Source organism: Psychrobacter sp. FME6, assembly GCF_014861365.1.
Classification (GTDB): domain Bacteria; phylum Pseudomonadota; class Gammaproteobacteria; order Pseudomonadales; family Moraxellaceae; genus Psychrobacter.
This window is the reverse complement of the sequence record NZ_RRYW01000003.1, coordinates 35,355-49,704: the sequence shown is the minus strand read 5'-3', so window position 1 is coordinate 49,704 and position 14,350 is coordinate 35,355. Positions and strand designations below refer to the sequence as shown.

The 14,350-nt window shown below is 44.1% G+C and carries 8 protein-coding genes; 3 read left to right on the top strand and 5 right to left on the bottom strand.

What is annotated here, in order from left to right:
• Positions 1 to 286 precede the first annotated feature (286 nt).
• The 5 genes from mutM to cysM form a co-directional block, all read right to left on the bottom strand.
• A complete protein-coding gene (gene mutM / locus EI162_RS00920; protein ID WP_192522552.1) occupies positions 287 to 1,246 on the bottom strand; it encodes a bifunctional DNA-formamidopyrimidine glycosylase/DNA-(apurinic or apyrimidinic site) lyase in 960 nt (319 codons plus the stop codon).
• A gap of 64 nt (positions 1,247 to 1,310) precedes the next feature.
• The gene (locus tag EI162_RS00915; RefSeq protein WP_192522551.1) at positions 1,311 to 3,863 is read right to left on the bottom strand and encodes a RelA/SpoT family protein; all 2,553 of its coding nucleotides are present in this window, start codon (positions 3,861 to 3,863) and stop codon (positions 1,311 to 1,313) included.
• A gap of 456 nt (positions 3,864 to 4,319) precedes the next feature.
• Positions 4,320 to 5,861: a 23S rRNA (uracil(1939)-C(5))-methyltransferase RlmD gene (gene rlmD, locus EI162_RS00910; RefSeq protein ID WP_192522550.1), complete on the bottom strand. Its 1,542-nt coding sequence runs from the start codon at positions 5,859 to 5,861 to the stop codon at positions 4,320 to 4,322.
• Between the two features lie 61 nt (positions 5,862 to 5,922).
• On the bottom strand, positions 5,923 to 6,759 hold the full coding sequence (locus tag EI162_RS00905; protein WP_192522549.1) for a 3'-5' exonuclease: 837 nt from the start codon (positions 6,757 to 6,759) through the stop codon (positions 5,923 to 5,925).
• Between the two features lie 39 nt (positions 6,760 to 6,798).
• On the bottom strand, positions 6,799 to 7,767 hold the full coding sequence (cysM, locus tag EI162_RS00900) for a cysteine synthase CysM (RefSeq protein ID WP_192522548.1): 969 nt from the start codon (positions 7,765 to 7,767) through the stop codon (positions 6,799 to 6,801).
• Positions 7,768 to 8,097: 330 nt separating this feature from the next.
• Here cysM and EI162_RS00895 point away from each other — a divergent pair, with 330 nt between their 5' ends.
• The 3 genes from EI162_RS00895 to EI162_RS00885 all read left to right on the top strand — a co-directional run bounded on the left by EI162_RS00895 (position 8,098) and on the right by EI162_RS00885 (position 14,032).
• Positions 8,098 to 11,598 carry an ATP-binding protein gene (locus EI162_RS00895; protein ID WP_192522547.1) on the top strand — a complete coding sequence of 1,167 codons (3,501 nt, stop codon included), beginning with the start codon at positions 8,098 to 8,100 and terminating at the stop codon, positions 11,596 to 11,598.
• A gap of 135 nt (positions 11,599 to 11,733) precedes the next feature.
• On the top strand, positions 11,734 to 12,546 hold the full coding sequence (locus EI162_RS00890) for a crotonase/enoyl-CoA hydratase family protein (RefSeq protein ID WP_192522546.1): 813 nt from the start codon (positions 11,734 to 11,736) through the stop codon (positions 12,544 to 12,546).
• A gap of 226 nt (positions 12,547 to 12,772) precedes the next feature.
• A complete protein-coding gene (locus EI162_RS00885) occupies positions 12,773 to 14,032 on the top strand; it encodes a multidrug effflux MFS transporter (protein WP_192522545.1) in 1,260 nt (419 codons plus the stop codon).
• The last annotated feature ends 318 nt before the right edge of the window (positions 14,033 to 14,350 follow it).

Genomic DNA, 14,350 nt, shown 5'->3' with positions numbered 1-14,350 from the left:
GCTATCTCCAACATAGAGATAATTTCTCTATATAAGCAATGCGGCAACGATAGGTAGGGCGAATATTACAGATACATAAACAGTATGCACTATTTATGTAAGTGCTAGCACCATTAAAGCAAGATGTGCGTTAATAAGCAATAAAAATGCGTGCAATATGTGTATTGAAGCACAAAAATGCAAGATATTTAGGAACAATTGTTTTTCTGGTATGTCAGGAGGCTGAACGCCCAGAATAGGGCGTCTAAGGTAAAGTAACTAGCAATTGTCTAAAATAAAAAGGTTTTTAGATTATTGGCTGACAACTAGGGCAATAAACACTGGCTCTTCCAGTAAGCTTGATATTATCGAGTACCGTATCACAATGTGGACAAGCTTCTCCTTGTCTACCATACACGTTCAACGTCTGTTGAAAATAGCCTGTTTGACCACTGGCCACTGTGAAGTCACGTAGCGTCGAACCACCAAGTTTTATCGCCTTTTGTAAAATAGTTTTGATATGAGCGACCAGTATGACTATTTTCTCATATGAGACGTCATTGGCTGGAGTGGCGGGGTGAATGCCTGAAAGATATAAGCTTTCAGTCGCGTAAATATTGCCGACGCCGACCACCACTTGCTGTTCCATAATCACAGACTTTATGGCACGTTTGATAGGCTGCTTATTGGTAGTGGTTTTATTGACGGTAGCTTTTCGGGTGCTGGCTTTATTGGCTAAAGGGTCATCAGGCGTTTGATTGGAGTTATTGCTACGCTGGATTAAATGATATAAGTAATCAGCAGTAAACTCCTTTGATAACGGCTCAGGTCCTAAATGACCCAATAGTTTATCACCGTATTCTTCAAGCCATAAGACTGATCCAAAGCGCCTAGGATCATAATAATGTAGCTGGGTCTTCGTATTATCAGCATCAGTGAAGCTCATAACCAAATGATCATGTTTGCGTTTATCAGTACTGTAATTGTGCTGTTGTAAGCTCCCTGACATACCTAAATGAACCAAGAGTTGTTTTGGCTGTAAATGCTTAGAAGAGTCGGTATTACCGCCCATTGCTGGTAAAAAATTAAGTATTAAGTACTTTGCTCGCCGCTTGACACTCTCTAAAGTGTAACCAACGAGACTATTTAAATCATCTGGCATCGACCAACGTAATTTGGGTTGGAATACTTTTACATTGGCCACTTGTTGGCCTAATAATGGCTCAAGGCTGGTCTTGGTTGTTTCTACTTCAGGTAATTCAGGCATGGTGTTTTTTATGAAAACTCTATTATGAATGAAAGGCGTTTTTGAAAAATGCGAATTATTTTAATCAAGCGACAGCACGGCGAGCATGTAAGATGCCATGCTGCTGTTCGAGTTTAGCCAATAGCTTGGATAAATGTGCCAGCCCTGAAACTTCAATATGAAACTTTAAAAAGGCAATATTATCATCGTTACTCAGCGTTTCAACTTGACGAATATTGACGTTTTCGTTATCAATAATTTGGGTCAAGTCGCGCAGTAGCCCGCGTCTGTCGTATGCCTCTACATGGATGTCAACCGGTTGATAGCGACCTGATTTAACTTTCCAAGCAGCATCAATTTCGCGTTCAGGATCACGTTCAATTAAACGCAAATATTCTGGGCAGCCGCGATTATGTACGCTAACGCCACGTGATAAAGTGATATAGCCAGAAATTGGCTCACCGTGTACAGGATGGCAGCAGCCTGCTAAACCAATCTCGATATTATCCAAGCCATCGATATGGATTTTGTAGGCGTCAAGCTTTCCAGAATCCCTGGTGTTAATACTAGGAGTAAAATCTTCTTCAGTTTTCTCAGGTTCTAAATGCAGTTGCCGAGAAATATGGCTGGTAAGCTGGTTAAGACCAATATCGCCCGTGACCAAGCCCACAACAATATCATCGGTATTATTGACATTAAAATGCTGCGTATAGTCATTTAAATCGATGCTATTGGGGTGCACTGATAAACGCTCAAGCTCTTTGCTGAGCATCTGTCGACCTATTTCAATGTTCTTGTCGCGGTCTTGTTTATTAAACCATTGACGCAGTTTTGAGCGTGCGCGGTTGGTGTGAATATAACCCAGTGATGCAACCAGCCAATCGCGGTTGGGCTCACGTGATGCCTTAGTGATAATTTCGACTTGCTCACCCGTTTTGAGCTGGTAGGTCAACGGTACATAGCGTTGATTGACCCGAGCAGCTTGCGCGCGGTTACCAACTTGGGTATGGACATAATAGGCAAAATCAAGAACAGTCGCGCCCTTTGGTAGCTCAGTAATATCGCCATCACGGCTAAAAATATAAATGCGCTCGAGCTCATCGAAATCAACCACTTGGTCTTCTTCATCAAACTCTAATTCTTCTAGCTCTTCACCAGTTAATAATGTTGAGCGCGGTTGATTGCGTGTTTCGTTATTGATAGACAATAGCTGACGTAATGAGCTGATTCTTTGGTTTAGGTAGTTGTCTCTCTTATTTTTTAGGCCTTCTTTGTAATTGACATGGGCGCACATGCCAAGCTCAGCCTCAAAATGCATTTCTTGAGTGCGAATTTGCACCTCAAGCGATTTGTTTTCAGCAATGACCGCGGTATGCAGCGAGCGATAGCCGTTAGATTTTGGGTTGGTAATATAATCATCGAACTGCTCAGGAATATAACGCCATAGACCGTGTACCAAGCCCAAAACATGATAGCAATCCGAAGGATTATTGACCAAAACCCGTAAAGCACGAATGTCGTAAAGCTGATCAAAGGACAAGCCTTTTTGCTTCATTTTTCGATAAATAGAATAAATATGTTTAACGCGTCCTGAGACTTCACCTTCAATATCGGCTTCTGCCAAGGCGTCGTTAAGTTTGTCTTGTACGCGCTGAATATAGGACTCGCGTTCACTGCGTTTTTCCGATAGTAGCTTAGCAATTTCTTTATAGCGTTCAGGCGCAAGGTAGCGAAAGGCTAAGTCTTCAAGCTCCCATTTTAGTTGGGCGATACCCAATCGATGCGCTAATGGGGCATAAATGGTCATGACCTCACGTGCCACGCGATTTTGTCGCTCCTCGTTAGAAAAGGTTAATTCGCGCATGGCAAAGGTACGCTCAGCCAGCTTAATAAGCACGACGCGCACATCGTTAGTGACAGAAATGAGCATGCTATAGATATTGGACAGTTGGTCACGCTGGTTATTGACGAAATGATCTTCTAAGCGTTTGTTACTCTCAATAATTTCAGACAGCTTACCCATTGCCAAGGTATCTTTGACTAGGGTCGATATATCGGTGCCGAATTTTTTTTCGATATCAGCCAGACTTATGATTGATTTGCGCGCACTACGATAGAGCATGGCAGCGACAAGCGCGTCTTCATCTTGATAAAGGTAAGTTAAGATATCGGTCATACCAATACCAGTCACGTAAGCGCCTGAGCGCTCCGATTCGCTAGTATTCATATGGCTGCGAATAAATTCACAGGCAGCGCTCAGGTTAGGTACAGACTCTTGCCCAATCCGCTTGGCGACGTTATCTAACCAAGTAGGGACATCAATGTTTATCTGGTCCAAATCAATCGCTTCAAACTCTTTTTCCGAGAGTATGGGTGATTCATCGAGGATTTTATTGTCTAGATATTCGTTTTCAAGGTTTGGGTCATGACTATGGTAAGCATAGTGCGCCGAGCGATCAAAAGTAGTGTGTAGCTTATGAGTCGCCAATTGATGTTTGATATCCAGTGGAATTTGGGCATAGCTATTGGCAGACTGATGGGAACGTTGACTGGCGACCAGCTGCGCCGCTAGTGTGGCACTGTCGGCTTGCGTGGTCTGTCCATCTACCAGCGGTAATCCTTCACGAATTTTTACCATAGCCGACTCCTCTTAGCCATTCTAAATTGATTATAACTTTATCTATTATGTGGACACTTATGATTCAAGATTCATAAATAGTTCAAGACTGATGTTTTTTAAGACCTGTTTTTAAGATCTGTTTTTAAGATCTATAAAGTGCCAGCGATAAAACAGTATAACTGCTAAAAAGTCCATTTCTAGCAGTTATAAAACGTGCGTAAAATATATAAAGCTATGGGTGTAAATACTCACTATTTCCTTAATGAAAAACAATAAAAAGAGATAGTAAAATTTTATATTATTATCTCATGTTGCAGTAACAAATCAAGCGAGGCTATGTAATGTCTACAGTTAATCAGAATAAATAGCCGTCATTGATTGCTACTGCTGACACTCAAGTTTTGGTTGAGTGTCAGCGGCTTTTAATACGGTTATTTAATACTCTGAACCGTTAATTTGAGAGAAAGTAAAGAATCAAACGGCGATTTTTTCAAAGCGCGCGATTGATTCGACATGACCGGTATGACAGAACATGTCCATCACGCCCGCATCCGTCAAACGATAGCCTTGTTCTAATAATGCTTTGGTATCACGAGCGAGGGTTGCTGGATTGCAAGAGACGTAAACGATACGCTCAGCGTTGAATTTGGGTAAATACTGCATGATTTCCCATGCGCCAGAGCGTGGTGGATCGATTAATAATGCATCAAAGCCTTGGTTGGCCCAAGGTTCATCGGTACAGTCGTGGGTCAAATCTTGGCTATAAAATTCGGTGTTATGAATACCGTTACGGCGGGCATTGTCTGCGGCGCGTGCGGTCATTGCTTCACTGCCTTCAACACCAACCACCGAACCTGTTTCGCCAACCAGTCGCGCTAGCGGTAAGCTAAAGTTACCCAAACCACTGAATAAATCCAGCACTCGCTCACCTGCTTTTAAATCCAACAAATCACAAGCAAGCTTGGTCATTTGACGATTCACAGACAGATTAACCTGGGTGAAATCGGTAGGAATAAATTCAAATGTCAAATCGTACTCTGGCAGTTGATAATACAGGCGTCCAAACTGCTGACTCATATCATCAGCATCGGTCAAAGCAATCCGCTGGATAGTATCAGCACCTTTAGACTGCAAATACAACTGCCAGTTACGCGCCGCAAAAAACGTCTTTAGCTTATCAATATCAGCATCTGATAATGGCTCGAGGTTTCGCACGATAAGCGCCACGGGCTGATTGCCATCGGGTAGCTCTGGCATCTCTTCACCCATGGCCAATTCAAGCTGGGCAATCTTGTTACGACTTTCTAGCGTGCTAATAAGCGCTTTTAAATTCTCAATCTCAAAGCCAATGCGTGGGTCCAAGATATGGCATTCATTGAGCTCTGCCAAAAAGTTACTTGAGCGCTCGCGAAATCCAACCAAAGCGGTTTCTTTTTTGGTGACATAACGCACACCCAATCGAGCTTTGGTACGATAACCAAGACGATCGCCAACCACGGGTGCTAACCAGTTATCAGGCGCCACATTGGCTTGGTGCATAAGCATTTCAGCCAACACAGATTGCTTAAAGTTGATTTGGCCATCTGGCTGCCAATGCTGTAGATTGCAGCCACCGCAAACACCGAAGTGCGGGCAGGGCGGTACGGCACGCTCAGGATTTGGATTGGCAGTGATGCTAATGGCATCGCCTTCTTCAAAGCTGCTACGACTATTGGTAATTTTAACTAGGGCGCTTTCACCAGGTAGTGCAAAGCTGACAAAGATTTTTTTGCCATGTTTGTCCTCGATGTGACCATCGTCCACACCAAAACCATTACCGTATACCGCAACGCCGCGACCATCATGCGATAGGCCATCGATAGCAAAGGGTAGTGGCTCAGCGTCTTTTAGACGACGACGCGTCTTTGATGAGGGTTTAGACTTTTTCTTATTAGGCGGAACAGTGATGGTTTGGGTATCGCTTACTTGCGGTGTAGCATCAGACGCTGTAGACGTTTTTGAATCGGTGGGTTGCATAAACCTGCCTTAATAAATTAAATGATAAATACTAAAAAACAAGGATGGAACAAAACGTTCACTACCCTGCTGATTGTGAGTTGGGTGCAGATGACCAATCAGCAATAAACGCCTGATGACGAGCACTGCCATCCGCTTGGGTGTATTTTGCTAAGTAATCATAGCTTTGCTGTTGCCAAGCATCAAAATCTTTTGAGGATAGCTGCCCAGTTAAACGCAACCAACGCAAATATATCAGCCAAGTATTCATGACGTCAGACTCACAATAGATAGACAGCGTTTGCCAGTCACCATTATGAAACAGATCACCAACCATGCTGCCGTCGACATCTGTTTTGCCTGGTAGACCGTATAAGCTGGCAACCACATCCATGGCTTCGCGGCGGCTGGCTCCGTATTGGCTAAATCTGTCCATCAAATCAAGGTGACGGGTGTGGAAGCGATTGACGTAGTTATCAAAGCGCATATTTTTGATACGCGCGCCTTCTTCGAACAGCCAAGGCGCTGACAGGTCATATTGCATCGCACGATATATCAGCACAGGAATATCAAAGCCTGAGCCATTCCAACTGATGAGCTGTGGCAGTTTTTCTAGGTCACTAAATGCCCGAAAGAACTTAGCAAGAATGTCTTTTTCGCTAAACTTATCAGCGGTCAACGAAAACAATGAAAGCTTGCCATCTTTTATATATAAGGCTGAAATACAAACGATACGCTGTAGCGGCAAACGCATAAAGTCGTGTCCCGCTTCCTGTATGCGTAGCGCCGTCAACGCGCTTAGTGTATCGGCATCATTAAGCTTAGCCAATTGCGGGTAAATACGACGTGCCGCATCTGTATCGGCAACGGTCTCAATATCAAATACCAATATAGGGTCGGATGGTAAGGCTTGTGACATAGTTAATCCTGAGTATTTATAAGCTTGCTGCTTTTGAGGTTACAGTGCTTTATTGTCTGCGTTTTCTATGCTGTCATCGACATTGTACAAACCGGTCGATAAATAACGATCACCGCGATCACAGACAATAAAGGCGATGACGGCATCAGGGTTTTCTTTAGCCACTTGCACCGCTGCCCATGCTGCTGCGCCTGAAGAGACACCAGCGAATATGCCCTCCGTTTGTGCCAGTTTGCGCATATAAACTTCGGCGATATGCTGGTCAACATCCATGACTTCGTCGACCAAATCCGCATCATAAATACCTGGCATATAAGCAGCAGGCCAGCGGCGGATACCGGCAATAGACGCTTCTTCATCAGGTTGCAAGCCGATAACTTTGATATCAGGGTTTTGTTCTTTAAGGTATCGTGACACGCCGGTAATAGTGCCAGTGGTACCCATTGAGCTAATAAAATGAGTGATTTTGCCCTCAGTTTGTGCCCATAGCTCAGGCCCTGTGGTGAGGTAATGCGCTTGGCTATTGTCAAGATTGTTAAATTGGTCTAAGACAATGCCTTTGCCATCGGTCTGCATTTGCAGCGCCAAATCGCGGGCGGCTTCCATGCCTTCATCCACCTCAATTAACGTCGCGCCATAGGCAATCATGGCATCTTTGCGCTCTTGGGTTGAGTTAGTTGGCATCAGTAGCGTTATTGGATAACCACTCATCGCCGCGACCATCGCCAAAGCAATGCCAGTATTGCCGCTAGTAGCCTCAATCAACATGTCACCAGGCTTGATATCACCGCGCTGTTCTGCTTGATAAATCATATTAAACGCTGGACGGTCCTTGACAGAACCTGCTGGATTATTGCCTTCAAGCTTGGCCAGTAATGCGGTACCATTAGGCAGTTGCTCTTGTTCAGGCAGGCGCTGTAACTTGACCAGCGGCGTTTGACCGACGCAATCAGCGAGGGCGGTGACTTGAGTGATGAAATTGGCGTTTAACAGGTCTGTAGCGGACATAAGGTATCCTTATTTATATTTTAACTATCATTTTATTTTTGTAGCAACCAAAAGAATCTGACGACAAGTAAAAAGTTGCATCATTATATCATTTTGTTTTTGGCTACGCTGATGGCATCAACAGATTTTGGTAAATGAGTGGGCAGCCGCCATATTTAGTATTGCGTCTGAATTTGATATTGTGACTGGTGCTCAATCATCAGCAACGCCTGGTAATGACGATATTTATATTTATAAATGCTGTTAAAATAGTTGAGAGACTTAGGGGCTGTCATCAATTAGCGCCGTTATTTATACATAGCCCAATCCCCAGTAGAGAGTAAAGCTAGCATGGCATACAAAAAACGTTTTGATACCAGCAGTGCGTATGGTCAGCTCATCATATTGGTGTTTTTGCCAATTTGTGTGTTGGCAGCGGTCGGTGGTATTTTGGTCTTTTATGAAACCATGCGCGCCAGCAATTCAGAGCAAGAGGTATTGGCGGAGGCGGTGCTCATTCGTTACACTCCAGCAGTTGCCGAGCTGATTCCTGAGCTCTTAAAGCAAGAGCGTCAGCAAGCAAACAGCGAAGTCACTGTAGAGGAGAGGGAGGCAGAAGGCACACCAAAAACAGCGTTAACGGCCATAAGTAAGCTTGAAGAAATCCAAGATAAACTCGGTCGCATGCAGTCCGAGCAACATGTCCAGCGTATCGCAATTATCAATGAAAACAACCAAGTGCTCGCGTCAGTAGGTTATGGATTGGATGAAGCGTGGCCATCGATAGATGCACAAGAGCGCTTCTTATCACAGCAGCCAACGGCTATCGGCACGGCTTATGGCAGTATATTGGGAGAGTTTGAGGGGCAGAGGTTGTGGCTATTGGTCGATATGGACAACGAGCCGCTTTATATTGCGCGTTACCGTATTGCCATGGCATTGGTGATTACCGGTTTGTTCACTATTTTAATTCTCTTGCTCAGCTTAAATATCTATTCAAAGCGCTGGATCGCACCAATTTATGAGCTGCGTCTGCAATTACAACGTACCCATGTTGACAATCTATACCAGCCCGTACCGGTTGAATCAAATGGTGAGCTGAATTTATTACAGCAAGATTTGGTCAAAACGCTGCGTCGCCTGCATAGGAGCTTTCAAGAGTTAAAAGACCATGCTGAGCAAACTGAAGATGATTTGCGTTTGGCTTTTGATGAGATGGAAATGCAAAACATTTCTATCAGAAATGCGCGTGATGCGGCAATCTCAACCAGCCAAGCCAAATCAGCATTTTTGGCCAATATCAGCCATGAGCTGCGCACACCATTGAACAGTATTGATGGTTTTATTAACTTACTTGCACGTCATGGCGAGCTAAACCCCGAACAAGATTTATATGTGCAAACCATACGTAAATCATCGGCACATTTATTAGCGTTGGTAAATGATGTCTTGGATTTTTCCAAGATTGAAGCGGGTAAACTGGTACTCGATCGCCATGAGTTTGACCTTTATGACACCATTTATGACGTGGTCGATATGCTCTCACCGGTGTCAGCAGAAAAGGGTTTGCGCATGGCGGTGTTGTTTTATAACGATGTGCCAATGCGTATCAATGGTGATGCCCTGCGCCTCAAGCAAGTACTGACCAATATCGTGGGTAATGCGATTAAATTCACCGATAGCGGAGATGTGGTGGTGCGCGTTAGCTTGGATGACTACCGAGACAATTACTTGATGATTAGCGTGCAAGATAGCGGCAAAGGCATCTCTCTAGCCGATCAAAAAATGCTGTTTCAAAGCTTCAGTCAAGGTGACCCATCAATCACTCGTCAATATGGTGGCACAGGATTGGGCTTGGTCATCTCCAAGCAATTAACCCGTCTGATGGGCGGGGATATTGGTTTTCATGATAACGCTCAAGAAAACATCGCCAATCAAGGGGCCACATTCTGGTTTCGCATGCCAGCACACGTGGATGTTTTGGAAGCTGCCACCGGTCAGACGATTGAGCTACCAGTATTGGCGCCGCTGGCGAGTGATACCGATGAATTTAACGTTTTGATATGGATTAATCATACGGCGTCTATTCAAGTGCTTAAAGCCAGCTTGCAATATTTACCGATTAAATTGACTCAGGCCAACTCGCTACCAGGAGTACTTGAATCATTAAAAGAGCGCGGCAACTATTGGGATTGGGTCATCGTTGACGATGATACCCAGGACGATATGATGGCGCTACTCAAACAAATTCGTCTACATTATCAAGGCAAGCTTGCGGTATTTGGCTATCAAGTGGCTGCCGACCAAGCACTATTGAACCGTTATCAAGCCAATATATTGTATGAGCCATTGGATAAAAGACAGCTCTACGCCATGCTCGATACGCAAAATCGTAGTATGCCAAAAAACTTGCAAGAACCGCGTTGGAAAGGGGTAACGGTACTGGCCGTTGATGACCATCTGCCTAACCTGCTGGTGCTTGATGCCTTGCTTAGCGAGCTTGGTATTCAGGTAATGACCGCGAGTAGCGGTTTTGATGCCATAGAGATTATCAGTAAACAGCAAACCAAAAACATCAAAACTACGAAGAGTGATAAACAAAGTCTGTCGAATAAAACTCAAATCTCTAAAGCTGAAACCCGCGATGAAGTAAATAAAAAATCGAATAATATGCTTCACGCTGAAGAGTCTACCGAAGACAAAAATAGCACTCAGGACAAAAATAGTATTGATTTAATATTTATGGATATTCAGATGCCACGTATGTCAGGGCATGAGGCGGCTAGGCAAATCCGTAGTATTGAAAATTCTGATAGCCATATTCCTATCATCGCGTTGACGGCACATGGTTTAGCTGATGAGCGAGACAAACTTATCGCTAGTGGTATTAATGACTATGTCGGCAAGCCCATTAGTCAGCCTCAGTTGTTGCAAGTGCTACAAAAATGGCTTGGGCGTACGACGACAGCCTCTAGTGCTCATGCACATAGCACGGGTTTGCAGGCTACCCACTTAGCAGAAAGCGACTCGCCACTTGATAGCTCAGTAAATGGTGGTTTTGAAGATGTGAATGCTGAAGCGTATTCGACATGGCCTTCAGATTCTACGATAACTTATCCTATGATTAAAGGTGATGAGAGTATTCGTAATAATGCTTCTAATAAGATCAATCAACAAAAAATCACTCGACCGTTATCATTAAAGAAAATCCGTGATGATTATTTACGAGACAGTCAGCCTCGTGAAGATTATAGACGCGAAACACCGCGTGAAACCCAGCCGCGCTATGAGAGTTTACGCTCGCATAAACAGGGACAAGCACCCTTACTGTATCCCTCACAAAATCCTGTAGATGGCTTGAGTAGTGAACAAGCAGCAGCGAATACTGCACAACAGATGTATTACCAAGAAACCAGCCATCTAAGCGTCAGTGATGGTGATAATACGAACATTTTGAACTGGCAAGATGCCCTTACTCGTTCAGCGAACAAACCTGATCTGGCAGCCAAGCTGATCATTATGATGCTCGATACTATCAATGATGAAAAACAAGCACTCACCCAAGCGTGGGAAGCCCGTGACCGTAGCACACTGGCGCAAATTGCCCACCGTATATTGGGCGGCAGTCGCTACACGGGTGTGCCGCAATTACGTCAGGCCAGTCAAAATTTAGAAGATAAGTGCTTGTTGAATGTACAGCACACTACACCGGCACAGTTTGCCATGCTTGCGCCGTATTATGAGGCATTGTTAACCGCGCTAAATAACTTACAGACGCTAGATTTGTCTGCTTATCCTCAGCTCAATTATCACCGTTTGAGTGAAAACGACATGACATGGAAGATGATTTAGAGCCGATATTTTATGACATTAAGAGTGAATCGTATCGTGGCAGTCAGTTATTGATAAGGTAGCGTAGGGACAAGGCTGTTAATATTACTGCCATCAGTTATCAGCGCCATTTTTTACTCATTAATAAGGATTGTTATGAATACTATCGCCACTTATCAGTATGAAACCTTACAAGTCAGTGCGACTGACAATATAGTAACGGTTACCTTAAATCGTCCACACAAAAAAAACGCCATGAGCTTTAAAGTAGTGAACGAGCTGATTGCAGTAGCAGGTCGCATTAGCAAAGACAAAACGATACGAGCGGTCATTCTCAATGGGGCGGAAGGGACGTTTTGTGCGGGTATCGATTTGGGCGATTTAAATCATCCCAAAAACCAAGCATTCGCGGTTTGGGAGCTGGTAAAGCCATGGCAGAGTTCGTTCCAACGTGTTTGTCTGGTGTGGCGTGATCTGCCAGTGCCCGTGATAGCAGTTTTAGAAGGGCACTGTATTGGTGCAGGGTTGCAATTGGCGCTCGCCTGCGATGTGCGTATCAGCCATCCTGATTGCCAGCTGTCTATCATGGAAGCCAAGTGGGGCTTAGTGCCCGATATGGGTTTAACACAATCAGCGTTTGGCGTGGTCCGAGAAGACGTACTAAAAGAGCTGGCAATGAGTGCGCGCATGGTCGATGGCGATGCCGGTAAAGCGCTGGGTCTCGTCAGTCATTGTAGTGAGACGCCACTTGAGCAAGCCCAGCAGCTTGCGGCTGAATTTGCCGAGCGCTCTCCCGATGCCGTGCTGGCGAGTAAACGGGTGATTAATGCCATGCATCATCAGCCTGCGACTACCTTATACAAAGAAAAAGTCTGGCAGCTGAAAATGATGCTCGGACGTAACCGTAAGCTGGCACTTAGAAAAGCCAAGCAAGCCAGTACCGCGTTTGGTAAGCGTCAGTTTCGTTAGAAAAGTGTGCCCTATCTTGATAGATTGTTTTAGGTGTGAAAGTTTGTTTTATTAACGTCATACGTCTATTGAATTACAAGCAGATAGTACGATATAAGACGGTCGGCTTGCGTCACTGGACGTAAGTATGCATGATTGTTTGTAGAAATTATTATTTCTTAGGTAAAATTACACAAACAGCGCATCGATAATAAAATAAATAATCACTCTATAGAATGGTCTAAATATGTCTGCTCCACAATCCTCCCTACCCAATAAACCGATTGCTGCTGATCGCGTGCGCTCTGCTGATTTGCCTGTTGCATGGATTATGATGCTTGGGCTTATCGTAGCGGTAGGGCCATTATCCATCGATATGTATCTACCAGCATTACCATCGATGGCAGATGATTTTGGCGTCTCAACAGCATTTATGGCCAACTCCGTTCCTGCTTATTTTGTTGGTTTGGTTTTTGGACAACTGTTTTATGGGCCATTTAGTGATCGTGTTGGCCGAGTAAAGCCTTTATATATCGGCATGACGCTATATGTCGTCGCTTCCATTGTCTGTGCGACCACAAATAATGAATATGTATTGTTTGTCGGGCGAACCATGCAAGCGCTGGGTGCGTGTGTGGGTGCAGTGGTCACTCGCGCCGCTATTCGAGATCGCCTGACTGCCAAACAAACTGCCAAAGCCTTTTCTATTATGATTTTGGTGATGGGCTTAGCGCCGATATTAGCCCCGTCGCTTGGTGCGCTGTTTTTACAGTTTTTTAACTGGCATTCTATTTTTTGGTTTTTGGCCGCTTTTGGTACACTTAATTTATTACTCACGAAGTTTTTCTTTTTTGAAACGCTTAGCGAAGAAAACCGTAATACGCGCCCTGCCAAAGAAGTCCTTAGTCAATATTGGGACTTGTTAAAAGACCCCACTTTTAACTATCCAGCGATTGGTGGCGGGCTATTAATGGGCGCAATGTTTGTCTATATTAGCTCAGCCTCTGAATTAATCATGGATACCTATGGCGTATCAGCGACACATTTCGGTTGGCTGTTTGGCATGAATGCGGCGGGCTTTGTGGGTCTTACCCAGCTGAACCAATGGTTGACCAATCGCTTTCGTATTTTGAGTATTTTGCGTTTTGGGGCGATGATGCAGGTCATTTCTGCGGGTGTGTTGTTCGTCATTGGTATGGTTCTTGGTGCGGATGCGTGGCTACCACTGGTATTGGCCTGTATTTTCTTTTGTATCGCAGGCTTAGGTTTGACCCAGCCCAACGCTTCAGCGATTGCACTGGCCTTTCAAAAGCACCGTGCGGGTATGGCCAGTGCCTTACAAGGATCGCTGATGTTTTCAGTGGGTATCTTTGGGGGTTTATTATTAAACTTATTCCCAGTCAATCCAGTCCTAAAAATGGGTATCGCGATGTTTTCCCTAATGAGCCTTGGTTGTTATTTGATTTGGCAAATCGACCGTAACTTGAATCTTGATAATGCAGAATAATTAACGGGCAGAGTAGTTAATAGATAAATTCTAGCTAGCTAGAATAAATGTCGAAAAAGCATTTAGCACGTATTATACGTCTAAATGCTTTTTTTATGTTTATACCAAACCCAAAAAGTACGATTAGCCCTGTCAAACTCGTTTAGTCTACAGTGCGTAGCACTTGCACTCGTTTTCCTTGCTACTCTAATTTTTGTAAATGGTATTATAAGAAGTATAAGAATTAACCCATAACAAAAGTCAAATAAAATTGTTGCATTCGCAAGTTCATTTTAGTATGATTAAAAATGTAATTTTGTGTAATAAAAAGCAATATAC

Bases quoted from the DNA above. Each gene is read 5' to 3' on its own strand.
- mutM (WP_192522552.1), bottom strand. From the start codon at position 1,246: ATGCCTGAATTACCTGAAGTAGAAACAACCAAGACCAGCCTTGAGCCA.
- EI162_RS00915 (WP_192522551.1), bottom strand. From the start codon at position 3,863: ATGGTAAAAATTCGTGAAGGATTACCGCTGGTAGATGGACAGACCACG.
- EI162_RS00890 (WP_192522546.1), top strand. From the start codon at position 11,734: ATGAATACTATCGCCACTTATCAGTATGAAACCTTACAAGTCAGTGCG.
- rlmD (WP_192522550.1), bottom strand. From the start codon at position 5,861: ATGCAACCCACCGATTCAAAAACGTCTACAGCGTCTGATGCTACACCG.
- cysM (WP_192522548.1), bottom strand. From the start codon at position 7,767: ATGTCCGCTACAGACCTGTTAAACGCCAATTTCATCACTCAAGTCACC.
- EI162_RS00905 (WP_192522549.1), bottom strand. From the start codon at position 6,759: ATGTCACAAGCCTTACCATCCGACCCTATATTGGTATTTGATATTGAG.
- EI162_RS00885 (WP_192522545.1), top strand. From the start codon at position 12,773: ATGTCTGCTCCACAATCCTCCCTACCCAATAAACCGATTGCTGCTGAT.
- EI162_RS00895 (WP_192522547.1), top strand. From the start codon at position 8,098: ATGGCATACAAAAAACGTTTTGATACCAGCAGTGCGTATGGTCAGCTC.